Consider the following 25048-nt stretch of genomic DNA (forward strand, 5'->3'; position numbering starts at 1 on the left):
GGGTCTCCTTTGGTCAATCAGCGCCAGAGTGCATTGCACAAGGCGAATCGGCAAACTGTTTTGCCATCGATTTATGGCAGTACAGGGCCCCACGCGGGGTCTGACGCGTCTACCGGCGTATTCAGTCGCCGCTCGTTACGCCCGGTCAGGTCAACTTGCCAGATCGAGGTCTTGCCGGTGGTTTTCGCAGTGCGGAAAAACTGCACGATGCGGCCATTGGGCGACCACGTCGGTGCCTCGTCCTGCCAGCTGTCCGTCAGGTAGCGCATCTCGCCGCCCTGCGGGTTCATCACCGCGATGCGCAAGTTGCCCGCAATGTGCGTGAAGGCGATCTGGTCCCCGCGCGGGCTCCACTCTGGCGTGGCGGAGCGCCCGCCGAAGAAGCTGATGCGCTTCTGGTTCGTCCCGTCGGCGTTCATCACATAGACCTGCTGGCTGCCCGAACGATCGCTCTCGAACACGATCTTGGTGCCATCGGGCGAATAGCTGCCGCCCACGTCGATCCCCGGCGAATCCGTCAGCTTCACCGATTCCCCGCCGGTCGAAGGCACGCGGTAGATGTCCGTGTTCCCGGCAATCGCCATCGAATAGAGGATGTACTTGCCATCTGGCGACCAGCGCGGCGCGAAGGTCGGCCCCTTGCCCTCGGTCACCAGCCGCTGCTGTCCGCTGCCGATATCGTAGACATAGATGCGCGGTGTGCCGTTGAGGAAGCTGAGGTAGGCGATCTTCGAATAGTCAGGCGAATAGCGCGGGGTCAGCGCGGTTGCCTGCCCGTTGGTGATGAAGCGGTGGTTCGCCCCGTCCGAATCCATGATCGCCAACTGCTTGCGGCGATTACCCTTCGGCCCGGTCTCGGCGATGTAGGCGATCTTGCTGTCGAAGAACGGACTTTCGCCAGAAAGCCGCGAATAGACCATGTCTGCACACTTGTGCGCCGCGCGCCGCCATTCCTCGGGCTTCACCACATAGCCCTGCCGCGCCAGTTCGCTGCCGAGCGCGACGTCATAGAGGTAGCAGCCCACTGTCAGCCGTCCGTCCGCACCCGCCTTGACGAAGCCCTGCACCAGCATTTCCGCCGAACGCGCGCGCCAGCCGGGAAAGGCAGGGGCCGTCACGTCGCCATAGCCGATCCCTGGCAGCGCATCGGGCCCAACCGGCTTGAACAGCCCGTTATTCTTGAGATCGCCGTAGATCACGCGCGCCAGATTGCGCCCCAGCGCTTCGGTATTCCCGCCTTCCGCCGGAGTGGGCACCATTTCGTTGGTCGGGAACGTGGGGATGGCGATGCCAAGGTCCTGCCAGTCGCTATCGTCCGTCACCGAACCCGTCAGGCCATCATCAGCAGGCGCCGCCGTGGCCGATGCGGCGGGTGCGGGCTTCGCCGGGGCGGCTTTGGCGGGCGCGGCCTGTTGGGCAGATGCGGGAACAGCAAGCGCCGCCATCACGGCGGCAGCGATAAGGGCAGGAATAGCAGGCTTCATTGCGACAACTTCCTGTCAAACCGGAAACTCGCGATGCGTTTCCACTTGGCGTAGTAGGGCGAAGGCAGGTTGAACGGCGCGGCCAGTTGCACTGCGCGGATCGCTTGTTCGGCATGGCGCTGCGCCTGCGCGCGGTTGCTATCGGTGATCCCCGATTGCGAGACCACGACAGGCCGGCCGGCGAGGCTGCCGTCGGGATTGAGGTTCCACGAAAGCACCGTCACCAGCTTGTCCGCATCGACGCCCTGCGGCGCAGTCCAGTGCGGCTTGATCTGGCGCGAGATCCCGCTGACGAGCGAAGCCGCAACTTCCGGACCGAACGCGGCAGCGGGCGGCGTGGTTGCCGTGCCCGGCTTGCTCGATCCCGGAATGCCGCTCAGGAAATCATTGCCGATCCGGCTCGCCCCGGTCGGCGTATCCGGACGGCGACGCAGGCGCTCGTCGGCCGGTGCGGCCGCCGCCGCTGCGGGCTTGGCGGGAACTGGCTTGGCGACCGGCTTTTGCGGCGGCGCAGGCACCGCGCGCGGCTGCGGGGCGAGCACGGGCTTCGGCTGCGGCGCAGGTTTGGCCTGCGGCGGAGGCGGTGGTGGCGCGGGCTTGGGCTGCGGCTTGGCGACTTCGGGCGCGGGCTGCGGCGGTGCCGGCTCCGGCGCAGGCTCGCCCAGCACCGGCGCGACGTCCGGCGCAGTCTCGGCATCGGGCTGCGGCGAGGTCGATTGATCGGCGATCTCGTCCGAAAAAGTCACCGTCATCCGCTCGGGCGGCGACATGATCGACTTGCCCGGCGGCGAGAGCGTGAGCGCCGCGATCAGGCCCACGTGCGCCGCCAGCGCGATGACAAGCGCCAGCATTTCCTCACGCGAGAGGCCCGATGAGGGGGAAGAGGCGCTCATCCCCATATGCTTAAGGAGCCGTGACTGAACCGTTGGTGACCAGCGAGATCGACTTGAACCCGGCGGCATTGAGTGCACCCATCACCGCCACCACCCGGCCATAATCAAGGCTGCGGTCCGCGCGCAGCGTCACCAGCGGCAGCTTGCCGCCCGGCCCTGGCACCGCCAGCCCGGTCAGCCGGTCGGAAAGCTCACCCGGCGCAAGTTCCTGGTCGTCGAGGAAGATGCGCCCCTCGCCGTCCATACTCACGGTGATCGCCTTCTGGTCGGTCTTGAGCGCTTCGGCGCGGCTGTCCGGCAGATCGATCGGCACGCCCGCGGTCAGCATCGGCGCGGTCACCATGAAGATAATGAGGAGCACCAGCATCACGTCGACCAGCGGCGTCACGTTGATCTCGCTCATCGCAGCACCGCGCCCGCGGCCCCGCCGCCCGCGCCTGCCGCCACCGCCAGAGGCCATGTTCATCGCCACGGCCCTACTGCTCCAGTTCGCGGCTGAGCGTCGCGTGGAAGCGGTCGGCAAAGCGGAACAGCCGCGTTTCGAAGCGGTTCACTCGGTGCGAAAAGCGGTTGTAGGCAATCACCGCAGGGATCGCCGCAAACAGGCCGATGGCCGTGGCAAACAGCGCCTCCGAAATGCCCGGCGCCACCACCGCGAGCGAGGAATTCTGCTGTGCACCGATGTTGAAGAAGCTGTCCATGATGCCCCACACCGTGCCGAACAGGCCGACGAACGGCGCGACAGAACCCACCGTGGCAAGGAAGTTGAGCCGCCCCGCCATCCGGTCGGCCTCCGCCGTCACCACACTCTCCATCGCGCTGTTGAGCCGCTGGCGCGTGCCTTCACGGTCGATCGACTTGCCCGAAGTGGAGCGCCGCCATTCCGCCAGCGCGGCCGTCACCACGCGCGCGCTGGGCACGTCCTTCGCGCCGTTCTCCTTGTGGAAGGCATCGACATCGCGCGCTTCCCAGAACGCGGCCTCATACTTGTCGCACTTGCGCTCCGCCCCGGCCATGCGCAGCGAGAACGAGACCACGATCATCCACACCCAGATCGAGGCAAGCACCAGCGCGCCCATCACCACCTGCACCACGATATCGGCGTGGAGGAACAGCGCCACCGGGTTGAGCCGGGTGGGCATGCCAGCCGTGACACCTGCGGTGACCTCGGCAGCGGCAACGGCAAGAACGGAAAGCATCATGGATGGACGGACCCTTCAGGGGGAGACGCAACAAGCGCCGTGAATGCGGAATGAAAATGGGCCGGCAGCCGCCGCGCGCGGCCCTGCGGCGAAACGAACGCGACGCGCACCTGCCCGTCGGCCAGAAGCTCGTCCGCGCGCCACGCCTTCTGGATCAGGCTGCACGTCACGCGTGAAACGTCCGCGACGGTGCTCTCGATCACCACGTCGTCATCTAGCCGCGCCGGGCGGGCATACTTGAGCGCCAGATCGGTCACGGCAAACGCGCCCTCACCCGCTTCCTGCGCCCCGCGCTGGTCAATCCCCAGCAGGCGGAGCATGTCCGAACGCGCGCGCTCGAACCAGCGTAGGTAATTCGCGTGATAGACCACCCCCGAAAGATCGGTGTCCTCAAAATAAACGCGTACCGCATAGAGGTGACGCGCGCCGTCGAAACAGCCGGAGGGGGGGAGCGGTGCAGGCATGCGCGGCCTGTCCTAGCCTTGCCGCGACTCGCGAGGCAAGATCAAAGGCGGCAATTTGTTAACCGATTGCGGTGGAAGGCCCACCCCCGACCCCTCCCGCAGGCGGGAGGGGAGGTTAGTAGCATGTATTACTCCCCTCCCGCTTGCGGGAGGGGCTGGGGGTGGGCCCTTCTTCTTCAGTCAACCCGCGCCAGCAGCGGGCCAAGCTGACGGCCAGCAAACACGTGCACGTGCAGATGCGGCACTTCCTGATGGCTGTTGGTGCCGGTGTTGGCGAGCAAACGGTAGCCCGGTGCGACCAGCCCCGCCTCACGCGCGACAAAGCCCACCGCGCGGACGAACCCGGTGATCTCGCCATCCGAAGCCTTGGCCGAAAAGTCGTCCCAGCTCACATAGGCGCCCTTGGGGATCACCAGAATGTGCGTCGGCGATTGCGGGTTGATATCGTGGAAGGCGAGGCTCCACTCATCCTCATAGACCTTCCGGCATGGGATTTCCCCGCGCAGGATCTTCGCAAAGACGTTCTGGTCGTCATAGGGCTGGGTGGCATCGACCGCCATATCAAGAGCTCCTGCTGGCTTTCTCGGCAATCCCGGACGTGCCCTCGCGCCGCTCCAGTTCCGCGGTCACCTGCGCAAGCGAAACCCCGCAATCACCCATCAGCACCAGCAGATGGAACAGCAGGTCCGCCGCTTCGCCGACCAGCGCTTCCGGGCTGCCGGTCAGCGCGGCGATCACCACTTCGGTCGCTTCCTCGCCCACCTTCTGCGCCATCTTGCCGCGCCCCTTGGCGTTCAGGCGCGCAACGTAGCTGGCATCCGGATCACCGACGCGGCGCGCGGCGATCGTGGCTTCGAGGCGGGACAGGAGAGTGGTTGGATCGTCCGGATTTGACATACCGGCGGGCATGGCGCGGCGCCCGGATCAGGTCAAGCGCAGAGCGCTCAGTCTTCCTTGCGCTTCGCCACCCGGCGCCCGATGATCAGGCCGGCAAGCCCGATGGCGAACAAGGCGCCATCCGTAGGCTCAGGAATTGCCGTACCCCCGCTCGCCTGCGCAAAGGCAGGGCCGGTGGTGAGGACAAGAACAAAAAGGGCAGAGAGCATTCGCGACACGCGAAGGTTCCTAGGGAAGCAGAGATGACTGAAAAGTTAATGCAATGCCTGTGCCAAGATGCGAGGAATCAAGGATATAAGCAGGTTTTGCTAGTTAACGTCTGCAGGCCCGAAACAGGATTTGTTAAGTATCCCGACAGTTCTGCACCCTAGCCCCGCGCCGGAATCCCCGCTGACCGCAGCGCTGCATGGGCCTCGGCAATCGAGTGCGTGCCGAAATGGAAGATCGAAGCCGCCAGCACCGCGCTCGCATGCCCCTCGCGCACACCCGCGACGAGGTGATCGAGATTGCCGACACCCCCGCTCGCGATCACCGGCACCGGCACCGCATCGGCAATCCGCCGCGTCAGTTCGAGGTCGTAACCCGCCTGCGTCCCGTCCCCGTCCATCGAGGTGACGAGCAGTTCGCCCGCACCCAGTTTCGCGAGGTTTTCGGCATGGGCCAGCGCGTCGATCCCGGTCGCCTTGCGCCCGCCGTGGGTGAAGATCTCCCACTTGCCCGGCGCCACTCGCCTCGCATCGACCGAGCCAACCACGCACTGCGCGCCAAACCGCTCGGCAATGTCGCGCACCAGTTCGGGCCGCGCGACCGCTGCGGAATTGACCGCCACCTTGTCCGCCCCCGCCAGCAGCAGCGCGCGCGCGTCCTCGGCGCTGCGCACCCCGCCGCCGACCGTCAGCGGCATGAAGCAAACCTCGGCCGTCCGCGCGACGACATCGAGCAGCGTCCCGCGTCCCTCATGGCTCGCCGAAATGTCGAGAAAGCACAGCTCGTCCGCGCCCGCCTTGTCATAAGCCCGCGCCTGCTCGACCGGATCGCCCGCATCGCGCAGATCGACGAAGTTCACGCCCTTGACCACGCGCCCATCGCGCACATCAAGGCAGGGAATGACGCGGACGCGGACGGTCATGCCTCAGCCATCGCAATCGCGGCGGCCAGATCAAGCCGCCCCTCAAACAGCGCCCGCCCGGTAATCACGCCCTCGATGCCATCGGCCTCGTGGATCTTCAGCATCCGGATATCGTCGATGCCCTTCACGCCGCCGCTGGCGATCACCGGCAGCCGCGTGGTGCGCGCAAGGTCGAGCGTCGCATCGATATTGCAGCCCTTGAGCAGCCCATCGCGGCCCACGTCGGTAAACAGGATCGAGGCCACGCCCGCATCCTCGAACCGCTTCGCCATGTCGACGATGGAAACGTCGGAAACCTCGGCCCAGCCTTCGGTCGCCACCATCCCATCGCGCGCATCAACCGCGACCACGATCCCGCCCGGATAGGCCTTGGCCATGTCCTTCACGAACTGCGGGTCCTTCAGCGCCGCCGTGCCGATCACCACCCGGCTGACGCCCAGATCGAACCATCCATCGACGGCAATCGGGTTCCGAATGCCCCCGCCCAGCTGAACGTGGCCGGGAAACACCTTGAGGATGCCCTCGACCGCCGCCCGGTTCACCGCCTCGCCAGCAAACGCGCCATCGAGATCGACGACATGGAGGTACTGCGAACCAGCCTCGGCAAACAGCATCGCCTGCGCCGCCGGATCGTCGCCATAGACCGTCGCGCGGGCCATATCGCCCTCGGCCAGCCGCACGACCTGGCCGCCCTTCAGATCAATCGCGGGAAAAACGATCACGGCTTCCACTCCAGAAAACGCGCGAGGAGCGCCAGCCCATAGTCCTGGCTCTTCTCGGGATGGAACTGCACGCCAAGCACGTTGTCCTGCCCCACCGCCGCGACCAGCCCGCCGCCATGGTCGGTCATCGCGGCAATGCTCGCGCCTTCTTCGGGCACGAAGTGGTAGGAGTGCAGGAAATAGGCCTCGCCGGGCACGATGAGTTCGTTGTGGTGCATGGGGGCCACATCGTTCCAGCCCATGTGCGGCACCTTGATGCTGGCGTCGCTAGGCTCGATCGCCCGCACTTCGCCGCCGATCCAGCCCAGCCCCTCGGTCACGCCGAATTCGATGCCACGGTCCGCCAGCAGTTGCATGCCCACGCAAATGCCGAGGAACGGCGCACCGCCCACCAGCACGCGCTCGCTCATCGCCTCGACCAGCCCCGGCACGCTGTGCAGCGCTTCGATGCAAGCCTTGAACGCGCCCACACCTGGCAGCACGATCCGGTCCGCCGCGCGCACAACATTGGGGTCCGCCGTTACCGCGACGCCCTCTGCGCCCGCAGCCTTCAGCGCATTGGCGACCGAACGCAGGTTCCCCGCGCCGTAGTCCACCAATGCCAGAACCTCAGCCACCGAGGATGCCCTTGGTGCTGGGCACGGCATCGCCCTTGCGCGGATCGATCTCGACCGCGCTGCGCATCGCCCGGGCGAAGCCCTTGTAGATGCCTTCGATGATGTGGTGGTTGTTGCTGCCATAGAGGCATTCGATGTGCAGCGTGATCCCGGCGGCCTGCGAAATCGACTGGAACCAGTGCTCGAACAGCTCGGTATCCATCTCGCCCAGGCGCGGCTGGGTGAAGCTCGCCCTCCAGATCAGCACCGGACGGCCGGAAATGTCGAGCGCGACGCGGGCCAGCGCCTCGTCCATCGGCGAATAGGCGGTGCCGTAGCGGGCGATGCCCTTCTTGTCGCCGAGCGCCTGCGAAATCGCCTGCCCCAGCGCAATCGCGCTATCCTCGGTGGTGTGGTGCTGGTCGACGTGGAGGTCGCCCTTCACATGGCACGTCACGTCGATCAGCGAATGACGGCTGAACTGCTCGATCATGTGATCGAGAAAGCCGATACCGGTGTTCACATCGAAAGTGCCGGTGCCGTCGAGGTTCACCGAGACCTTGATGTCGGTTTCGTGCGTGGTGCGGGCGATCGATCCGGTGCGCATGAAGGCCGCCTATAGGCGTCTTCCGGGCAGAATCAATTGCCTGCACATCGCACCCCCTTGACCCGCGCGGCGCTCCAAGCCACCCTAAGCAGGATGAGTGACGCGCCCGACAGCCTGATCCCCTATGATGAAATCGTGCAGGAAGCCCTGCGCGCAGTGGTTGGCCGCGTGCTTGGCCAGGTCGAAAGCTCCGGCGGCACGCTCCCCGGCGCGCATCATTTCTACATCACCTTCAAGACCGGCGCCCCCGGTGTGGCGATCCCGCCGCGCCTCAAGGAACGCTTTCCGGACGAGATGACCATCGTTCTCCAGAACAAGTTCTGGGACCTCAAGGTCACGCCCGAAGGCTTCAGCGTCGGCCTTTCGTTCAACCAGATTCCCTCCACCTTGGTCATCCCGTTCAGCGCGATCACCGCCTTTGTCGATCCGGCAGTCGATTTCGGCCTGCAGTTCCAGACGGCCGGCGATATCGAGGAAGACGAAGCACCGCATGATGCGGAAAACGATTCGCCCGGCGGGGACGAACCGACGGGTTCCGATGATGGCTCCAACGTCGTCACCGTGGATTTCGGCCGCAAGAAGTGACCGCGTCGGGCAAGCCGGCTCCGGAAGCCCCTGCGCCTGAGGTACCTGCCGAATCGCCCGATCCGGTTGGCCCGCTAACCCGCACCATCCTCGCAGGTATCGCGATGCGCGCAGGCTCCACGCTGCTGAAGCGCGGGGTTGACCGCGGCATCCTCGGTGCAGCGCCCGAAGTGCTGAAGTCGGCGGCGAAGGCAGCCGGCGCCAAGGCCGCCGAAACGGCCGCGAAGGCTCCCAAGGTGAAACGCGGCATCGGCACCCGCCTCCTCACCGCCGCCGCCACGCGCATCGCCACACGTTCGGTCCCCGGTGCCATCGTCGTGGGCGGTGCGCTGCTCGCCAAGACGCTCCACAATCATCGGAAGAACCGCAAGGGTTGACCCGGACGCCCCGCATGCGCCAACAGCGCGCATGGTCCAGCCGACTCCCCAGATGTCCGACGCACTCCACCGCCGCGGCCTGATGTTCATCCTGTCTTCGCCCTCCGGCGCGGGCAAGACGACGATCTCGCGCATGTTGCTCGATGGCGATCCCGCGCTTCGCCTTTCCGTCTCCGCCACCACGCGCCCGATGCGCCCCGGCGAAGTCGACGGGAAGGACTACCACTTCGTGACGCAGGAGCAGTTCGACCGCATGGTCGAGGCGGAGCAGTTCCTCGAATGGGCGCACGTCTTCAGCCACAGCTACGGCACGCCCAAGGCCCAGGTGAAGGCCGGCCTGCGCGAAGGACAGGACTTCCTGTTCGACATCGACTGGCAGGGCACCCAGCAGCTCTACCAGAAGCTTGAGACCGACGTGGTGCGCGTGTTCCTGCTGCCCCCCAGCATCGACGAATTGCGCCGCCGTCTCACCGGTCGCGGCACGGACAGCGCAGAAGTCATCGCTGCCCGCATGGAACGCGCCCGCGCCGAAATCAGCCACTGGGACGGCTACGACTACGTTGTCGTCAACGATGATATCGACGAATGCTTCGCCAAGGTCTGCGAAATCCTCCATGCCGAACGCATGAAGCGCGCCCGGCAAACGGGGCTGATCGGCTTCGTCCGCGAACTGATGCGGCCGTGAGGCGCGCCTAACCCTCGAGCAATGCCGCCAACTGGTTCAGTTGCTGCGGCAAGGCCAGGGCTGAGCCGGCCAGCGCCTCGTCGCGCGCCGCCTGCGAAGGATAGCGCTCGTGGTAGGTCAGCAACGTCCCGCCATCCGCTTCCGCAAGGGTCACCGTTGTGATCGCCCCATCGGGGTCTTCGGCGTTGGTCCAGACGATCCGCGCATCCGGCACGACCTCGGGATAAGTCCCGTGAAACGCCATCTTGCCCGCGTCGCCGAAGGCATAGACCAGCCGGTACGAACCTCCGGTGCGGACATCGAGATCGCATTCCAGCATGGTGATCCCCGCGCCCTCAGGCATCCACCACTGGCGAAACAGCGCGGCATCTGACCACGCCTCGAACACCCGCCCGCGCGCCGCAGCCAATGTGCGGGTGATGGCCAGTTCGGTCTCCCCGATAGGCTGTCCGCCGATTTCGGCTCCGCCGCTCACGGCCACCCGGCCCGCGCCGCGTCTACCTCGGCCACCAGCACCACGCCCTTGGCCGCGCTCTTCGCCACCTCGGCATCGCTGCTCGGCGCGCAGAGCATGAACAGGTGCCGCCCTTCGGGCCCGCCCAGCATACAGGCATAGCAGGGCATCTCGCCGGTCGAGACGACCTCCAGCACCGCCCCGCCCTCGCCGATCCGCGCACATTCTGGCGCTACCGGGTTGGCAATCCAGATCGCGCCGTCCGCATCGAGCGCGATGCCATCGGGAATGCGCGGGGACGTATCCGCCCACACCCGCCGCCCCGAAAGCGCTCCGTCCGCACCGATATCGAATGCCGTCAACCGCGCGCCCAGCGTCTCGCCGATGATGAGCGTCTTGCCGTCGGGCGTGATGACAGTGCCATTGGGAAAGCTGAGGTCCGGCGCGGCAACCGAAACGCTGCCATCCGGCTGCACCATCACCAGATTGGCCTTGGGATGATCCGCCAGCACCGATGGCACGCCCCGCGCGCGCAGTTCATGGTCAAGATCGAACCCGAAGTTGCCGACGTAAGCCCGCCCCTCGGCATCGACGACCATATCGTTGCACAGATGCGCCGTCAGCTCCGCCAGATCGGCATGGACCGCCAGCCGCCCGTCAGGCCAGCGCCGCCAGACCTGCCGCTTGCGCATCGAGACGAACAGCAGCGAGCCATCCGGCATCCACCCCAGCCCCGAAGGCTGGTCATCCAGTTCCAGTTCGATCCGGTGGTCCCCCGCCAAGTCCACCGAGCGGATCGTCTGGCTGTAGAAATCGCTGAACCACAGCCGGCCTTCACGCCAGCGCGGCCCCTCGCCGAAGTGGAAACCATCAGCAAGTTGGCGCACGCTGCGAGACATGGCGGTTTACTCCCCGAGCGGGCTGATATGGTCAGCCGGAATATAGGCGTTCACGATGCCGCCATCGATCGGCAGCGGCGTGCCGATCACATAGTCGCCCGCGCGGCTGGCGAGGAAGATCGCGCCGCCCGCCATGTCTTCCAGATTGCCGATGCGCTTCAGCGGAATGCCCCGCGAAGACGCTTCTGGATTCTTGGCCGCCGCCTTGTTCATTTCCGAAGCGAAGGCGCCCGGGCAGATCGCGTTGACGATGATGTTGTCGCTCACCAGCCGCGCTGCCATGCGCCGCGTCAGGTGCACCAGTGCCGATTTCGAGGCCTGATAGCTGTAGGTCTCCCACGGGTTGACGCGCAGGCCATCGACCGAAGCAATGTTGATGACCTTGGCCGGGTGCTCGCCGGCAGCGGCCTTGAGCAGCCCGTGCAGCTTCTGGGTCAGGAAGAAGGGCGTCTTGACGTTGAGGTTCATCACCTTGTCCCAGCCCATCTCCGGGAAATCCTCGAACTCGGCCCCCCATGCGACGCCCGCGTTGTTCACGAGGATGTCGATCCGGCTTTCGCGCTGCGCGAGATCTTCGGCCAGCGCCTCGATCCCGGCGAGCGAGGAGATATCCCCCGGCAGCGCGATGCACTTTGGCCCGAGTTCGGCAGCAGTTTCCTCAACCACCGCCGCCTTGCGCGCCGTGATGTAGACCCGCTCGCAGCCCGCCGCGATGAAGCCTTCGGCAATCATCCGCCCGATCCCGCGCGAACCGCCCGTCACCACCGCAACGCGGCCTTCAAGGCTGAAAAGCTTGGCAAAATCCATCTGTCTGATCCTCAATAGCCGCTGAGCTGCGCAACGCGCTCGGCATGGTAGTTGGCATCGCCCATGAACTCGGTCAGCGCGCGCTCGCGCTTCATGTAGAGCCCGATGTCAAATTCGTCGGTCATGCCCACGCCGCCGTGCATCTGCACGCCTTCGCGCACAGCCAGATTGCACACCCGCGCGGCCTTGGCCTTGGCGACCGAAACCATCAGCTCCGCCCGTTCCGATCCGCCATCAAGCAGCTGCTGCGCCTTGATGACCACTGCTTCGGCGATCTCCAACTCCGAGTAGAGGTGCGCCGCGCGGTGCTGCAGCGCCTGGAATTCGCCGATCAGCTTGCCGAACTGCTTGCGCGTCTTGAGGTAGCCGGTTGTCATCGCGAACGCCCCGCTGCCGACGCCGGTCTGCTCCGCCGCCGCGCCGATGCGGCCCGCGCTCAGCACCTTGTTCAGCAGCGCCCGCCCGCCATCGACTTCGCCGATCACGGTCGAACCATCGAGCTCCACACCGTCAAACCGCACGTGGCTGGCCATCGAACTATCGACCAGCCGCACCGCATTGTGCCCGATGCCCGCGGCATCCTTGGGCACCGCAAACAGCGTAACGCCATCGGCATCGCTGTCGCTGCCCGAAGTCCGCGCCGCGACGATGATCGCATCGGCAGAAGTGCCGTGGATCACGAAGTCCTTAGCGCCGGTCAGGCGAAAGCCGTTGCCAGCGCGCTCGGCGCGGCAGGCGATCTTTTCGGGCTTGTGCTTTGCGCCTTCATCGATGGCGACGGCCAGCACCGTCTCGCCCGCGATAATGCCCGGCAGCCAGCGCCCGCGCAGGTCGTCCGAGGCTTCGCTCAGCGCCGTCACGCCCATCACTGATGTCGTCAGGAACGGCGAAGGCGTCAGGTTGCGCCCGATCTCGGCAAGCACGATCCCTGCTTCGACATGGCCCATCGCAAGCCCGCCATCCGCTTCGGCGGCGAGCATGCCCGTCAGGCCCATTTCGGCGAACTGCTTCCACAGCCCGTGGCCGAAGCCGTCCTTGCAATTGAAGTCGCGCCAATGGCGCAGCTGCTTCTTGATCCCGCCTTCATCGGCCATGAAGCCGGTGACGCTTTCGGCCAGCATGGCCTGATCTTCGGTATGATACAGCGGCATGGATATACTCCTAAGCCTTGAAAAACATCAGGAAACCCGAAACCCGACTCACCCCCGGGGAAACCTCCCCACCCCGCTCACCCTGAGCTTGTCGAAGAGTGCTGGCACCGCGCTCGGGCCAGATGCTTCGCCCTTCGACAAGCTCAGGATGAGCTCAGCATGAGCGGTTGGGGGGTGGACCGTGTGCTAAGCCCCCGGCAGTTCGAGAATGCGCTTGGCGACGACGTTGAGCATGACTTCGCTCGTGCCGCCCTCGATCGAGTTGGCCTTGGTCCGTAGCCAGCTGCGTGCCGGTGCCCCGCCGCGCGTTTCCTCGCTCTCCCACTCCAGCGCCGTGCTGCCGCCCGCCGCCATCAGCAGTTCGTGCCGCCGCTTGTTGAGCTCGGTCCCGGCGTACTTCATCATGTTGGGCTTGGCCGGATGCGCCTTGCCCACCTTGATTTCGTCGAGGAACTTTTCCCCGCAAGCCGCAAACGCCAGCGCATCGATATCGAACTGCGCCAGTTCAGCGCGCAGCATCGGATCGTCGAGCCCGCCCCGCGCCAGCACCTTGCCGATCGTGCTGGTCTGCTCGCCGCCGCCAGCGCCCGAGATCATCTCGCGCTCGTGGCCAAGAAGGTACTTTGCCACGTCCCAGCCGCGATTGAGCTGGCCGACGATCTGGTGCTTGGGCACCACCACGTTGTCGAAGAACGTCTCGCAGAACGGCGAGGAGCCGCTGATCAGCTTGATCGGCTTGGTCGTCACGCCCGGCGTCGTCATGTCGAACAGCAGGAACGAGATGCCCTGATAGGTGTTCGCCTTGTCCGTGCGCACCAGACAGAAGATCCAGTCGGCCTTGTCGGCATAGCTGGTCCAGATCTTCTGGCCGTTGACCACCCAGTGGTCGCCCTTGTCCTCGCCAAAGGTCTGAAGCGAAACGAGGTCAGAGCCTGAACCCGGCTCGGAATAGCCCTGACACCAGCGGATCTCGCCGCGTGCGATCTGGTTGAGGTAGAGTACCTTCTGCTCTTCGGTGCCGAACTTGAGCAGCGCCGGCCCGAGCATCCAGATGCCGAAGCTCGAAAGCGGCGGCCGCGCCCCGGCCCGCGCCAGTTCCTCGCGCCACACCTTCGCTTCCGCCGGGCTCATCCCCGCGCCGCCATAGGGCTTGGGCCAATCGGGGACGGTGAAGCCTTTGGCCGCGCAGACCTCCATCCACTGCTTCTGCGCCGCGCTCTTGAACACGAAATTGCGGCCGCCCCAGCAGATGTCGTCCTCGCCCTGCACGGGCTTCCTCATCTCTTCCGGGCAGTTCGCCTCAATCCACGCGCGGATTTCCGCGCGGAAAGCCTCAAGCTCTGACATGGCTTTTGCTCCTCTCTTAATCGAGAGGTTAAGGCGACTCGCCGCGCGCATGCAAGCACCGATTTAGCCAAGGTTTTCTGCCAATCCCGCGCCCCTTGCATGCCGTAGCGTAAAGCCGATCGGCATTGACGAAGGGCGGCTTGGGCCTAAGCTCGCGCCAAAATCAGATCAACGGAGAGGGCTACATGCGATTCCACAACAAGACCGTCGTCGTCACTGGCGCTGCATCGGGCATCGGCCGCGCCACCGCGCTGCTGTTCGCAGCTGAAGGAGCCAAGGTCTACGCCGCCGATATCGACGAGGCTGGCCTCGCGCAGACCGCCGCCGAATCGAATGGCGAAGTCCACACCGTCCGCTGCGACGTCTGCAAGTGCGAGGACATCAAGGCGCTGATGGACCGCGCCGCTGCCGAAACCGGCGGGATCGATGCCGTGTTCAACAATGCCGGCGCGGGCGGCGACATGGCCAAGATCGACGAGATCGAGCCCGAGGGCTGGGACCGCACGATGCACCTCCTGCTCCGCTCGGTGGCGTTCGGCATCCGCTATGCCGTGCCGCACATGATCGGCCGCAAGGGCGCCGCCATCGTCAACACGTCCTCGGTCGCGGCGGTTGGCCCGGGCTACTCCCCCAATGCCTATGCCGTCGCCAAGGCCGGCGTGCTCCACCTCACCAAGACGAGCGCCGCCGATCTCGCCCGCCACCAGATCCGCGTGAACGCGGTGCAGCCCGGCTTCATCAACACCAACATCTTCACCACTTCGCTCGATGTGCCGAAGGAACTCGAAGAGCAGGCCAAGGGCGCGATCCTGATGATGAGCACGGCAGCCCAGCCCGTCGCCCGCGCCGGCCAGCCGAACGATATCGGCGAGGCGGTGCTCTATCTCTGCAGCGAGGCGGCCAGCTTCGTGAACGGCACCTCGATCATCGTCGACGGCGGCCTCACCATCGGCCCGCGCCACTCGTGGGATCCGGAAGTGCCCGATCTGTTCGAGGCGCTCCGCCAGATGAAAGCTGCCGCTGAAGCGCAGGCGTCCTGAACTCGGCGCTTGATCTGGCGCAAGGTTTAACCGACAGATTAAATCAACAGACAGAAGCGGTGCCACCAAACCGCACCGCAGGAGAGACGATATGGATTTCGAACCCACCGAACGGCAGGTCTACTGGCGCAACCGCGTGCGCGATTTCATCGAGACGAACGTCCGCCCGCGCCACAAGGACTACAAGGCCGAGCAGGCCAGCGGCGGCCGCTGGAAGGTGCTGCAGGTGGTCGAGGAGGAAAAGGCCAAGGCCAAGGCCGCCGGCATCTGGAACCTGTTCATGCCGCCGAAGAACTCAGGCCACCACCACGTGGAAGATACGTTCGAGTTCGAGGGCCCCGGCCTGACCAACCTCGAATACGCCCTCTGCGCCGAGGAAATGGGCCGCATCGGCTGGGCCAGCGAAGTGTTCAACTGCTCCGCGCCCGATACCGGCAACATGGAAGTGTTCCACCGCTACGGCACGCTGGAACAGAAGGAAAAGTGGCTGCGCCCGCTGATGAACGGCGAGATTCGCTCAGCCTTCCTGATGACCGAGCCGCTCGTCGCCTCCTCGGACGCGACCAACATCGAAACGCGCATGGTCCGCGAGGGCGATGAATACGTCATCAACGGCCGCAAGTGGTGGTCCTCGGGCCTCGGCGATCCGCGCTGCAAGATCGCCATCGTCATGGGCAAGACCGACACTTCGGCCAAGCGTCACCAGCAGCAGTCGCAGGTGCTCGTCCCGATGGACGCGCCGGGCGTCAACATCCTGCGCCACCTGCCTGTCTTCGGCTACGATGATGCGCCGCACGGCCACATGGAAGTGCAGCTCGAAAACGTCCGCGTCCCCGTCTCCAACGTCGTCCTCGGCGAAGGTCGCGGGTTCGAGATCGCGCAAGGCCGCCTCGGGCCGGGCCGCATCCACCACTGCATGCGCACCATCGGCGTCGCCGAAGAAGCGCTCGCCAAGATGGCCAAGCGCCTCCAGTCGCGCATCGCGTTCGGCAAGCGGATTTCCGAGCACTCGGTGTGGGAAGAGCGCATCGCCCGCGCCCGTATCGATATCGAGATGACCCGTCTGCTCTGCCTCAAGGCGGCAGACATGATGGACAAGGTCGGCAACAAGGCCGCCGCGCTCGAAATCGCAATGATCAAGGTGCAGGCGCCCAACATGGCGCTGCGCATCATCGATGACGCGATTCAGGCCCACGGCGGCGGCGGCGTTTCGGAAGACTTCGGCCTCGCCGAAGCCTATGCCCACCAGCGTACGCTGCGTCTTGCCGATGGCCCGGATGAAGTCCACGCCCGCGCCGTCGCCCGCATCGAATATGCGCGCCACACCGATCTGCCGAGCGATCCGGGCTTCAGCTCGGGCGATATGGCAATCTCGCGCTAGGACGATCAGACCCGTTCCGGTCTTCCCCCTCCCCGTGAGGGGAGGGCCGGGGAGGGGCGTTCGGCGTCTCGGAAAGGCAGTACGCCCCCACCCAGCCTCCCCCTCACGGGGGAGGAGCCGCACAGTCGGAGAATACGACAATGAAAGCCGCCATCCTCGAAGCCGCCGGCCAGCCGCTCGTCATCGACCAGCTCACGGTGTCGAAGCCCGGCCCGCACGAAGTGCTGATCCGCACCGCCGCCTGCGGCCTGTGCCATTCGGACCTGCACTTCATCGAAGGCACCTATCCGCATCCGATGCCATGCGTCGGCGGGCATGAGGCGGCTGGCATTGTCGAGGAAGTCGGCAGCGAAGTGCGCACGGTGAAGAAGGGCGATGCCGTCGTCACCTGCCTTTCCGCCTTCTGCGGCCACTGCGAATTCTGCGTCACGGGCCGTATGTCGCTCTGCCTCGGCGGCGATACGCGCCGCCGCCCCGGTGAGGCGCCGCGCCTCACGCGCTCGAGCGACGGCAGCGTCGTCAACCAGATGCTCAATCTCTCGGCCTTCGCCGAAATGATGCTGATCCACGAACACGCCTGCGTCGCGATCAATCCCGAAATGCCGCTCGATCGCGCCGCCGTCATCGGCTGCGCCGTCACCACCGGCGCGGGCACGATCTTCAACGCCTGCAAGGTCACGCCGGGTGAAACCGTCGCCGTGATCGGCTGTGGCGGCGTCGGCCTTGCCACGATCAACGCCGCCAAGATCGCCGGTGCAGGCCGCATCATCGCCGCCGATCCCATGCCCGAAAAGCGCGAACTCGCGATCAAGCTCGGCGCCACCGATGTGATCGATGCGCTCGATCCCGATGCCGCCAAGCAGATCCAGGAAATGACCAAGGGCGGCGTCCACCACGCCATCGAAGCCGTCGGCCGGCCGGCCTCGGGCGATCTCGCCGTCGCCTCGCTGCGCCGCGGTGGCACTGCAACGATCCTCGGCATGATGCCGCTGGGTCACAAGGTCGGCCTCTCGGCGATCGATATGCTCTCGGGCAAGAAGCTGCAGGGCGCGATCATGGGCGGCAACCACTTCCCGGTCGATCTCCCGCGCCTCGTCGATTTCTACATGCGCGGCCTGCTCGATCTCGACAGCATCATTGCCGAGCGCATCCCCCTCGAAGGCATCAATGAAGGCTTCGAGAAGATGAAGGCCGGCCACTCCGCGCGCTCGGTCATCGTCTTCGACTAATCCAATCAACAGGCCACACCGGGTCACGCTCAGGATAGACGGATGGGGAAGTGCTGCCGCACATTCCTCACCAACGGGAAAGACCAATGACAGAAGCCATCGACGCACAGGCCGCCTTCACCGGCACCGTCATCCCCGAAGGGGCTGACAAGCTTGACGAAACGAAGCTCACCGCATGGTTCGAGGCGAATGTCGCCGGCTTCCAGGGCCCGCTCTCCGTCTCGAAATTCAAGGGCGGCCAATCGAACCCGACCTACAAGATCGACGCGCCTTCCGGCCCCTACGTCCTGCGCCGCAAGCCTTTCGGCAAGCTGCTCCCCTCGGCCCACGCGGTAGACCGCGAATACAAGGTGCAGGCCGCGCTTGCCGGCACCGGGTTCCCGGTCGCCACGCAATATGGCCTGTGCACCGATGATGTTGTCGTCGGCTCGTGGTTCTACGTGATGGGCTGCGTCGATGGCCGCACGATCTGGGACGGCGCCATGCCCGGCGCCACTCCCGAGGAACGCCGCGCGACCTACTTCGCGATGGTCGATACCCTCGCGGCGCTCCACAACGTCGACGTGGACTCGGTCGGCCTCTCCGATTTCGGCAAGCCCGGCAACTACTTCGGCCGGCAGGTCGACCGCTGGACCAAGCAGTACCGCCTTTCCGAGACCGAACGCATGGAGCCGATGGAGCGCCTGATCGAATGGCTCCCGCGCACCCTGCCCGAACAGACCCGCACCAGCGTCGTCCACGGTGACTACCGCATCGACAACATGATCTTCGCCCACGGCGAGCCTAAGCCGCTGGCCGTGCTCGACTGGGAGCTTTCGACGCTGGGCGATCCGCTCGCCGATTTCACCTACCTGTGCATGGCATGGTCAACCGAAAACGGTGGCCGCTCTGGCGTGATGGACCTTGATCGCAAGGCGCTCGGCATTCCCGAACTCGATGAAGTCGTCGCGCGCTACTGCGAGAAGACCGACCGCGACGGCCTGCCCGGCATGGACTGGTACCTCGCCTACAACTACTTCCGCCTCGCCGGAATTATCCAGGGTATCAAGAAGCGCTACCTCGACGGCACCGCCAGCAGCGCGCACGCCAAGGCAATGTCCGACCGCGTCGGCCCTCTCGCAGACACGGCATGGGAATACGCGCTGAAGGCCGGCGCATAAGCCATATCCTCCCCGTTCCGCAGGAATGGGGAGGTGGAGGGTGACGGGTAGGATCGGGCACCAGACCCGCGAAAGGACGAGGATGAACGAAGCGACCGCGCGTGCCCCCAATACCCAGCCCTTGGGCCTCGTGCTCGCCGTCCTGCTCGTCGTCTACGTCTTCAATTTCCTCGATCGCCAGATCGTCAACATCCTCGCCGAACCGATCCGCCGCGACCTGGGCCTCTCCGATACGCAGATCGGCCTGATGACGGGGATCGCCTTCGCCGCGTTCTATACGTTCCTCGGCATTCCCATCGCCCGCTTTGCCGACAAGCCTTCGACCAACCGCGTCGGGCTAATTGCCGGGGCGCTCATCGTGTGGTCCGGAATGACGGCGCTGTGCGGGCAGGCGCAAAGTTTCCTGCAATTGCTGCTCGCCCGTATCGGGGTCGGCGTGGGTGAGGCAGGATGTTCGCCTGCCGCCCATTCGCTGATTGCCGATCTCGCCCCGCCGGAGAAGCGCGCCTCGGCGATGGCGATATATGCGTTGGGGATTCCAGTCGGCACCTTGCTCGGCATGCTGATCGGCGGCTTCCTTGCTGATACCTATGGCTGGCGCGCGGCATTCGTTGTGGTCGGCCTCCCCGGCATCCTGCTGGCCGGTGCGGTCATGCTGCTGCTGCGCGATCCGCGCAGCGCCGCCGCCGTGCGCGCCGCATCCACGGCCCAGCCGCGGACTCTGTCCAATCGCGAGGCCCTGGCCGAAATCCTCGGCTCACGCGCCTATGTCCTGCTCGTCGCGGCAGGCTCCGCAGCGGCGTTCCTCAGCTATGGCAAGGCCACCTGGACGACGATCTTCTTCCAGCGCACCCACGGCCTCAGCGCGGGGGAAACCGGCTTCTGGTTCGGCATCTGGGGCGGCATTGCCGCGATCATCGGCACTTTTGCGGGCGGCTGGCTGGCCGACCGCTTCGGCAAGGTCAATCGCCAGCATGTGCTGACAGCCCCCGCCATCGGCTTTGCCCTAGCGGTGCCGCTCGCCATCGCGTCCTATTTCATGACCGATTGGCGCTGGGCCCTCGCGCTGCTGATGATCCCCACGCTGCTCAATTCGCTCTATTACGGCCCCTGCTTTTCGAGCGCACAGGGCCTCGTGAAGCCCGAAGCCCGCGCGATGGCGAGCGCCGTCCTGCTGTTCAGCCAGAACCTGATCGGGCTGGGCCTCGGCCCCTTGTTCTTCGGAATGCTGTCAGACTGGATCAAGCCAGTGGCCGGCGACGAAAGCGTGCGCTGGGTGCTCTACGGCGCCGCCGTAATCGGTTTCGTCCCGGCCTGGTTCTTCTGGCGCGCATCGCTGCGCCTCAACGAGGAACTCGACAAGAAAGGGCCGTAAGCGCACGCCGCGCCCACGGCCCCTTCCGTCACACCATCACTTGCCCAGCGGGATGCGGAAGCCCAGCGAGACCAGTGACTGGCGGCTCTTCGCATCAAGATTCGCCGGAACCAGATCGAGCGCCATGCGCGTCTTGCCGCCGTCGCGGTAGTTGTACTGGCCGAACAGCTCGAACTTCGGACCCAGCTTGTAGGTCGCGCCGGCCATCAGCTGCCACGCGAAGTTGGTGTCCTTGGCCTGCCCGACGTCGATGTTGGAGGGGCGGTAGTCGAACTTCGTTTCCTGCACGCCGATGCCGCCGCCAACGTAGGGCTGGAAGCTCCCGCCGTGGTTGAAGTCATAGTAGGCGTTCACGAAGCCCGCGATGCCGCGCTGGCTGCCAATGCCGCTGTCGACCACCTGGCCCACGGTCGAACCCACCGTCGGCCCGCGCGTCAGGACCGATGCGTCCACGGCATCGATGTTGGTGCCGCCCACGGTCACGCCGCTGTGGCGCCGCACATTGGCGCGCGTGAAGGCGAATTCACCTTCGATTCGGAAGCCGTTGTCGAAGCGGTGGCCGATCTGCGCCGCGAAGTTGTAGCCCACGTCGAAGCTCGTCTTCCAGCCGAGCGGCGTACCTGCGGGAATCGCGGGATAGGCCGGCGCAGCAGTCGTCGCAGGAACATCCGAAGTGAATGTACCGGTATTATTCGAATTATGCGGAGCCGAAATACCTGCAGATACGCCGACATATGTCTGCGCATTTGCATTATTTGCCATAGCCACAGCAAAGCATGCCGCAGCAAGCGGCAGATACTTTTTCCTCATTTCGCAACCCTTTCTTGATTTTAACACGGTCATGCCAGCAATATTTCGAAATTTCTTCGAGTCATAACTGGCTGTGATCGTGGTGTTTTGTCGATAGTCCTGCTGCCTGTACGGAAAATGAACGGCGCGATGAGCTGTGTGTGCCTGCGCCAAGTGGATGCGTTGGCAGCATTTCCGCGCGAAAGGTGTGTCGAAAATGCGTCAGTCGTCCCCCACGCTTGCCCCCGCGCGGCAATCCGCATTAGGGCAGCCGCCATGGCCATCACCGTCGCCGCGCTCTATCGCTTCGCCCGCTTTGCCGAGCCCGCAACCCTGCGCGCGCCGCTGCTGAGCTTGTGCGAAGACGCCGGGATCAAGGGCACCCTCATCCTCGCGCGCGAGGGCATCAACGGCACCATCGCCGGCAGCACAGAGGGCATCGCAAGCGTGCTCGATCACCTCCGCGCGCTGCCCGGCTGCGCCGATCTCGACGTGAAGTTTTCGGAAGCCGCCACCATGCCCTTCGGCCGCCTCAAGGTCCGCCTGAAGCGCGAGATCGTCACGATGGGCGAACCGGACATCGACCCGCTGGCGAGCGTCGGCACCTACGTTGCCCCGCACGATTGGAACGCGCTCATCAGCGATCCGGAAACCATCGTGATCGACACGCGCAACGATTACGAGGTCGCCGTCGGCACGTTTGCGAATGCGATCAACCCGCAAACGCGCTCCTTCCGCGAATTCCCCACATGGTTCCGCGCCGAACGCGAACGCCTGCTCGGAAGCGGCAAGGCCCCCAAGGTCGCCATGTTCTGCACCGGCGGCATCCGCTGCGAAAAGTCCACCGCCTTCCTCAAGGCCGAGGGCGTCGAGGATGTCTACCACCTCAAGGGCGGCATCCTGCGCTATCTTGAGGACGTGCCTGCTGCACAAAGTCTCTGGCAAGGCGAATGCTTCGTGTTCGACGAACGCGTCGCCCTCGGCCATGGACTGACCGAGGGCGAGCATTCGCTCTGCAAAAGCTGCGGCCGCGCGGTGGCGGTAGGCGAATGCTGCCCTTGCGCCAACGACTGACCTGCCCCTCCCCCGCTCGGGGGAGGCTGGGTGGGGGTGCGCAGCGCTGGAAGGGCAAACGCCGTACCCCCTCCCCGCCGGGGAGGGGAGCATAACAAGTTACTCGGTCACAAACGTCAGCGCCCCGTCACCCTCATCAATCCGCACCGTGCTGCCATCGGGGATTTCCCCGCCCAGCAACCGCTCGGCCAGCGGATCCTGCACATAGCGCTGCACCGCGCGCTTGAGCGGCCTTGCGCCATAGATCGGATCATAGCCCACCCGGCCCAGCCAGCGCTTCGCCGCCTCGGTCAGGTCGATCACGATCTTGCGCTCCTTCAGCAGCGCCTGCACCCGCGCCACCTGCAGATCGACGATCGGCGCCATGTGCTCGTGCCCAAGCCGGTGGAACAGGATGATCTCGTCCAGCCGGTTCAGGAACTCCGGCCGGAAGTGCGCGCGCACCACGTCCATCACCTGCGGCTCGACAACCGAGACGTCCTGCCCTTCCTCAAGGTTCGCCAGATACTGGCTACCCAGGTTCGACGTCAGCACGATCAGCGTGTTGGTAAAGTCCACCACGCGTCCCTGACCATCGGTCAGGCGGCCATCGTCGAGCACTTGCAGCAGCACGTTGAACACGTCCTGATGCGCCTTCTCCACCTCGTCGAACAGCACGACCTGATAGGGCCGCCGCCGCACCGCCTCGGTCAGCACGCCGCCTTCATCATAGCCGACATAGCCCGGAGGCGCGCCGATCAGCCGGCTCACGGAGTGCTTCTCCATGAACTCCGACATGTCGATGCGCACCATCGCGTTGTCGTCGTCGAACAGGAAGCCCGCGAGCGCCTTTGTCAGTTCGGTCTTGCCCACGCCCGTGGGGCCAAGGAACAGGAACGAGCCCAGCGGCCGGTTCGGATCCTGCAGCCCGGCCCGCGCGCGGCGCACCGCCTTGGAAACCGCGACCACCGCATCGCGCTGGCCGATCACCCGCTTGCCAATGATCTCTTCCATCTTGAGCAGCTTCTCGCGCTCGCCCTGCAGCATCCGCTCGACCGGCACCCCGGTCCAGCGGCTGACCACCCCCGCGATGTCGTCCGCCGTCACTTCCTCGCGCAGCAGGGCGTTCTCCGCCATGCCCTGCGCTTCGGCCAGCTGCTTCTCGAGCTCGGGAATCCGGCCATAGGCGAGCTCACCCGCCTTGCCGAGATCGCCCTGCCGCTGCGCCTGATCCAGCTCGATCCGCGCCGCATCGAGCGCTTCCTTGATCTTGCCTTCCGCCGCGATCTTGTCGCGCTCGTTCTGCCAGCGCGTGGTGAGCTCGGCAGACTGCTGCTCCAGATTGGCGAGTTCCTCGCGCAGCGCGGCCAGCCGGTCCTTCGAGGCCGTGTCGCTTTCCTTGGCGAGCGCCATTTCCTCGATCTTCAGCTGGATGATCCGCCGGTCGAGGTTTTCGATCTCCTCGGGCTTGCTCTCCACTTCCATGCGCAGGCGGCTGGCGGCTTCGTCCATCAGGTCGATGGCCTTGTCCGGCAGAAAGCGGTCCGCGATGTAGCGGTTGGACAGCGTCGCCGCCGCCACGATCGCGCCGTCGGTGATCCGCACGCCGTGGTGCAGCTCGTACTTCTCCTTGAGCCCGCGCAGGATCGAGATGGTGTCCTCCACCGTCGGCTCGCCCACGAACACCGGCTGGAACCGCCGCTGCAGCGCCGGGTCCTTCTCGACGTACTTCTGGTACTCGTCGAGCGTCGTCGCGCCGATGCAATGCAGTTCGCCGCGCGCCAAGGCAGGTTTCAGCAGGTTGCCCGCATCCATCGCGCCTTCGGATTTGCCCGCGCCGATCAGCGTGTGCATCTCGTCGATGAACAGGATGATCTCGCCTTCCGCGCCCTTCACTTCGTCGAGCACGGCCTTCAGCCGCTCCTCGAACTCGCCGCGATACTTCGCGCCCGCGATCAGGCTGCCCATATCGAGCGCCATCAGGCGGCGGTCCTTGAGGCTGTCGGGCACGTCGCCATTGGCGATGCGCAGCGCAAGGCCTTCCGCAATTGCGGTCTTGCCCACGCCGGGCTCGCCGATCAGCGCCGGGTTGTTCTTGGTGCGCCGCGCAAGAATCTGGATGGTGCGGCGGATTTCCTCGTCGCGCCCGATCACGGGGTCAAGCTTGCCCTCGCGCGCCGCTTCGGTCAGGTCGCGGGCATACTTCTTCATCGCGTCATAGGCGTTCTCCGCCCCCGCGCTGTCCGCCGTGCGGCCACCACGAAGGGCCGCAATCGCCGCCTCCAGCGCCTGCGCCGTCACGTTCGCGGTCTTGAGCGCCTGCCCCGCCGCCGTCGTGGTCGCCAGCGTCAGCGCGACGAGCATCCGCTCGACAGTCACATAAGCGTCGCCGCTCTTCGCCGCGATCTGCTCGGCGGAATCGAGCACGCGCACGGCATCATTATCGAGACCAGGCGTCTGCTGCGCCCCGCCGCCGGAAACCGCCGGAATCTTCGCGAGCGCCTTGTCCACTTCAGCAAGCGCGATCGAAGCGGTGCCGCCAGCGCGCTGGATCAGGCCCGATGCCATGCCCTCGCTGTCTTCCAGCAGGGCCTTGAGCACGTGTTCGGGGCCGATCCGCTGGTGGCTGTTGCGGATGGCAACGGTTTGCGCCGCCTGCAGGAAGCCCTTGGCGCGGTCGGTGAATTTTTCGAGGTTCATGGCGTGAACGTCCTCCTATGGC

General features: G+C 65.5%; 28 protein-coding genes. 9 read left to right on the top strand and 19 right to left on the bottom strand.

What is annotated here, in order from left to right; translation table 11 throughout:
- Positions 1-71 precede the first annotated feature (71 nt).
- The 12 genes from tolB to hisB form a co-directional block, all read right to left on the bottom strand.
- Entirely contained in the window at positions 72-1484 is a 1413-nt protein-coding gene (gene tolB / locus NSE01_RS11775; RefSeq protein ID WP_147159831.1) for a Tol-Pal system beta propeller repeat protein TolB, read from the bottom strand.
- Positions 1481-2377: a cell envelope integrity protein TolA gene (gene tolA, locus NSE01_RS11780; RefSeq protein WP_147159832.1), complete on the bottom strand. Its 897-nt coding sequence runs from the start codon at positions 2375-2377 to the stop codon at positions 1481-1483. Before tolA ends, tolB begins: the two co-directional genes overlap by 4 nt.
- A 10-nt stretch (positions 2378-2387) precedes the next feature.
- The gene (locus tag NSE01_RS11785) at positions 2388-2849 is read right to left on the bottom strand and encodes an ExbD/TolR family protein (RefSeq protein ID WP_147159834.1); all 462 of its coding nucleotides are present in this window, start codon (positions 2847-2849) and stop codon (positions 2388-2390) included.
- 4 nt (positions 2850-2853) lie between these two features.
- Complete coding sequence (tolQ, locus tag NSE01_RS11790; protein ID WP_147159835.1) at positions 2854-3579, bottom strand: protein TolQ; 726 nt, start codon at positions 3577-3579, stop codon at positions 2854-2856.
- Entirely contained in the window at positions 3576-4043 is a 468-nt protein-coding gene (locus tag NSE01_RS11795) for a YbgC/FadM family acyl-CoA thioesterase (protein ID WP_147159836.1), read from the bottom strand. The genes tolQ and NSE01_RS11795 overlap by 4 nt, the downstream gene beginning before the upstream one ends.
- 176 nt (positions 4044-4219) lie before the next feature.
- Complete coding sequence (locus NSE01_RS11800; protein ID WP_147159837.1) at positions 4220-4603, bottom strand: histidine triad nucleotide-binding protein; 384 nt, start codon at positions 4601-4603, stop codon at positions 4220-4222.
- A 1-nt stretch (position 4604) separates the two neighbouring features.
- Positions 4605-4952, bottom strand: a complete 348-nt coding sequence (locus NSE01_RS11805; protein WP_371863215.1) for a phosphoribosyl-ATP diphosphatase — start codon at positions 4950-4952, stop codon at positions 4605-4607.
- Positions 4953-4987: 35 nt separating this feature from the next.
- Positions 4988-5149, bottom strand: coding sequence for a PEP-CTERM sorting domain-containing protein (locus NSE01_RS11810; RefSeq protein WP_307725985.1), 162 nt, complete (start codon positions 5147-5149; stop codon positions 4988-4990).
- 158 nt (positions 5150-5307) lie between these two features.
- Positions 5308-6069, bottom strand: a complete 762-nt coding sequence (gene hisF / locus NSE01_RS11815) for an imidazole glycerol phosphate synthase subunit HisF (RefSeq protein WP_147159839.1) — start codon at positions 6067-6069, stop codon at positions 5308-5310.
- Positions 6066-6791, bottom strand: a complete 726-nt coding sequence (hisA, locus tag NSE01_RS11820; protein WP_147159840.1) for a 1-(5-phosphoribosyl)-5-[(5-phosphoribosylamino)methylideneamino]imidazole-4-carboxamide isomerase — start codon at positions 6789-6791, stop codon at positions 6066-6068. Before hisA ends, hisF begins: the two co-directional genes overlap by 4 nt.
- On the bottom strand, positions 6788-7408 hold the full coding sequence (hisH, locus tag NSE01_RS11825; protein ID WP_147159841.1) for an imidazole glycerol phosphate synthase subunit HisH: 621 nt from the start codon (positions 7406-7408) through the stop codon (positions 6788-6790). Before hisH ends, hisA begins: the two co-directional genes overlap by 4 nt.
- A complete protein-coding gene (gene hisB, locus NSE01_RS11830; RefSeq protein ID WP_147159842.1) occupies positions 7401-7994 on the bottom strand; it encodes an imidazoleglycerol-phosphate dehydratase HisB in 594 nt (197 codons plus the stop codon). Before hisB ends, hisH begins: the two co-directional genes overlap by 8 nt.
- Positions 7995-8087: 93 nt before the next feature.
- On the opposite strand from hisB, the gene NSE01_RS11835 reads away from it, so the two are divergent.
- Genes NSE01_RS11835 through gmk form a run of 3 tightly spaced genes read left to right on the top strand, consistent with a single transcriptional unit; the run spans position 8088 to position 9641 of the window.
- Complete coding sequence (locus tag NSE01_RS11835; RefSeq protein WP_147159843.1) at positions 8088-8579, top strand: SspB family protein; 492 nt, start codon at positions 8088-8090, stop codon at positions 8577-8579.
- The gene (locus tag NSE01_RS11840; RefSeq protein WP_147159844.1) at positions 8576-8956 is read left to right on the top strand and encodes a hypothetical protein; all 381 of its coding nucleotides are present in this window, start codon (positions 8576-8578) and stop codon (positions 8954-8956) included. Before NSE01_RS11835 ends, NSE01_RS11840 begins: the two co-directional genes overlap by 4 nt.
- 52 nt (positions 8957-9008) lie before the next feature.
- Entirely contained in the window at positions 9009-9641 is a 633-nt protein-coding gene (gmk, locus tag NSE01_RS11845; protein ID WP_371863216.1) for a guanylate kinase, read from the top strand.
- Between the two features lie 7 nt (positions 9642-9648).
- Here gmk and NSE01_RS11850 read toward each other — a convergent pair whose 3' ends face one another.
- The 5 genes from NSE01_RS11850 to NSE01_RS11870 form a co-directional block, all read right to left on the bottom strand.
- Positions 9649-10116, bottom strand: a complete 468-nt coding sequence (locus tag NSE01_RS11850) for an SRPBCC domain-containing protein (RefSeq protein WP_246135182.1) — start codon at positions 10114-10116, stop codon at positions 9649-9651.
- Positions 10113-10994 carry an SMP-30/gluconolactonase/LRE family protein gene (locus tag NSE01_RS11855; protein ID WP_147159847.1) on the bottom strand — a complete coding sequence of 294 codons (882 nt, stop codon included), beginning with the start codon at positions 10992-10994 and terminating at the stop codon, positions 10113-10115. Before NSE01_RS11855 ends, NSE01_RS11850 begins: the two co-directional genes overlap by 4 nt.
- 6 nt (positions 10995-11000) lie before the next feature.
- Positions 11001-11801 carry an SDR family oxidoreductase gene (locus tag NSE01_RS11860; RefSeq protein ID WP_147159848.1) on the bottom strand — a complete coding sequence of 267 codons (801 nt, stop codon included), beginning with the start codon at positions 11799-11801 and terminating at the stop codon, positions 11001-11003.
- Between the two features lie 11 nt (positions 11802-11812).
- Positions 11813-12952: an acyl-CoA dehydrogenase family protein gene (locus NSE01_RS11865; RefSeq protein ID WP_147159849.1), complete on the bottom strand. Its 1140-nt coding sequence runs from the start codon at positions 12950-12952 to the stop codon at positions 11813-11815.
- Positions 12953-13138: 186 nt separating this feature from the next.
- A complete protein-coding gene (locus NSE01_RS11870; RefSeq protein ID WP_147159850.1) occupies positions 13139-14299 on the bottom strand; it encodes an acyl-CoA dehydrogenase family protein in 1161 nt (386 codons plus the stop codon).
- A gap of 185 nt (positions 14300-14484) precedes the next feature.
- Between NSE01_RS11870 and NSE01_RS11875 the strand changes: the two genes are divergently transcribed.
- The 5 genes from NSE01_RS11875 (at position 14485) to NSE01_RS11895 (ending at position 20484) form a co-directional block, all read left to right on the top strand.
- Positions 14485-15339, top strand: coding sequence for an SDR family NAD(P)-dependent oxidoreductase (locus NSE01_RS11875; protein WP_147159851.1), 855 nt, complete (start codon positions 14485-14487; stop codon positions 15337-15339).
- A gap of 91 nt (positions 15340-15430) precedes the next feature.
- Positions 15431-16720: an acyl-CoA dehydrogenase family protein gene (locus tag NSE01_RS11880; RefSeq protein WP_147159852.1), complete on the top strand. Its 1290-nt coding sequence runs from the start codon at positions 15431-15433 to the stop codon at positions 16718-16720.
- A gap of 140 nt (positions 16721-16860) precedes the next feature.
- Positions 16861-17949 carry a Zn-dependent alcohol dehydrogenase gene (locus tag NSE01_RS11885; protein WP_147159853.1) on the top strand — a complete coding sequence of 363 codons (1089 nt, stop codon included), beginning with the start codon at positions 16861-16863 and terminating at the stop codon, positions 17947-17949.
- Positions 17950-18035: 86 nt separating this feature from the next.
- Positions 18036-19109 carry a phosphotransferase family protein gene (locus NSE01_RS11890; protein WP_147159854.1) on the top strand — a complete coding sequence of 358 codons (1074 nt, stop codon included), beginning with the start codon at positions 18036-18038 and terminating at the stop codon, positions 19107-19109.
- An 82-nt stretch (positions 19110-19191) separates the two neighbouring features.
- Complete coding sequence (locus NSE01_RS11895; RefSeq protein WP_147159855.1) at positions 19192-20484, top strand: spinster family MFS transporter; 1293 nt, start codon at positions 19192-19194, stop codon at positions 20482-20484.
- 36 nt (positions 20485-20520) lie between these two features.
- Here the strand turns inward: NSE01_RS11895 and NSE01_RS11900 are convergent, their stop codons facing one another.
- Entirely contained in the window at positions 20521-21327 is an 807-nt protein-coding gene (locus NSE01_RS11900) for an outer membrane protein (protein ID WP_307725986.1), read from the bottom strand.
- A gap of 222 nt (positions 21328-21549) precedes the next feature.
- Between NSE01_RS11900 and trhO the strand changes: the two genes are divergently transcribed.
- Positions 21550-22347, top strand: a complete 798-nt coding sequence (gene trhO, locus NSE01_RS11905) for an oxygen-dependent tRNA uridine(34) hydroxylase TrhO (protein ID WP_174812040.1) — start codon at positions 21550-21552, stop codon at positions 22345-22347.
- 99 nt (positions 22348-22446) lie between these two features.
- Here trhO and clpB read toward each other — a convergent pair whose 3' ends face one another.
- Positions 22447-25026, bottom strand: a complete 2580-nt coding sequence (gene clpB, locus NSE01_RS11910) for an ATP-dependent chaperone ClpB (protein WP_147159858.1) — start codon at positions 25024-25026, stop codon at positions 22447-22449.
- Between the last annotated feature and the right edge of the window lie 22 nt (positions 25027-25048).

This window comes from Novosphingobium sediminis (assembly GCF_007991615.1).
Lineage (GTDB): Bacteria > Pseudomonadota > Alphaproteobacteria > Sphingomonadales > Sphingomonadaceae > Novosphingobium > Novosphingobium sediminis.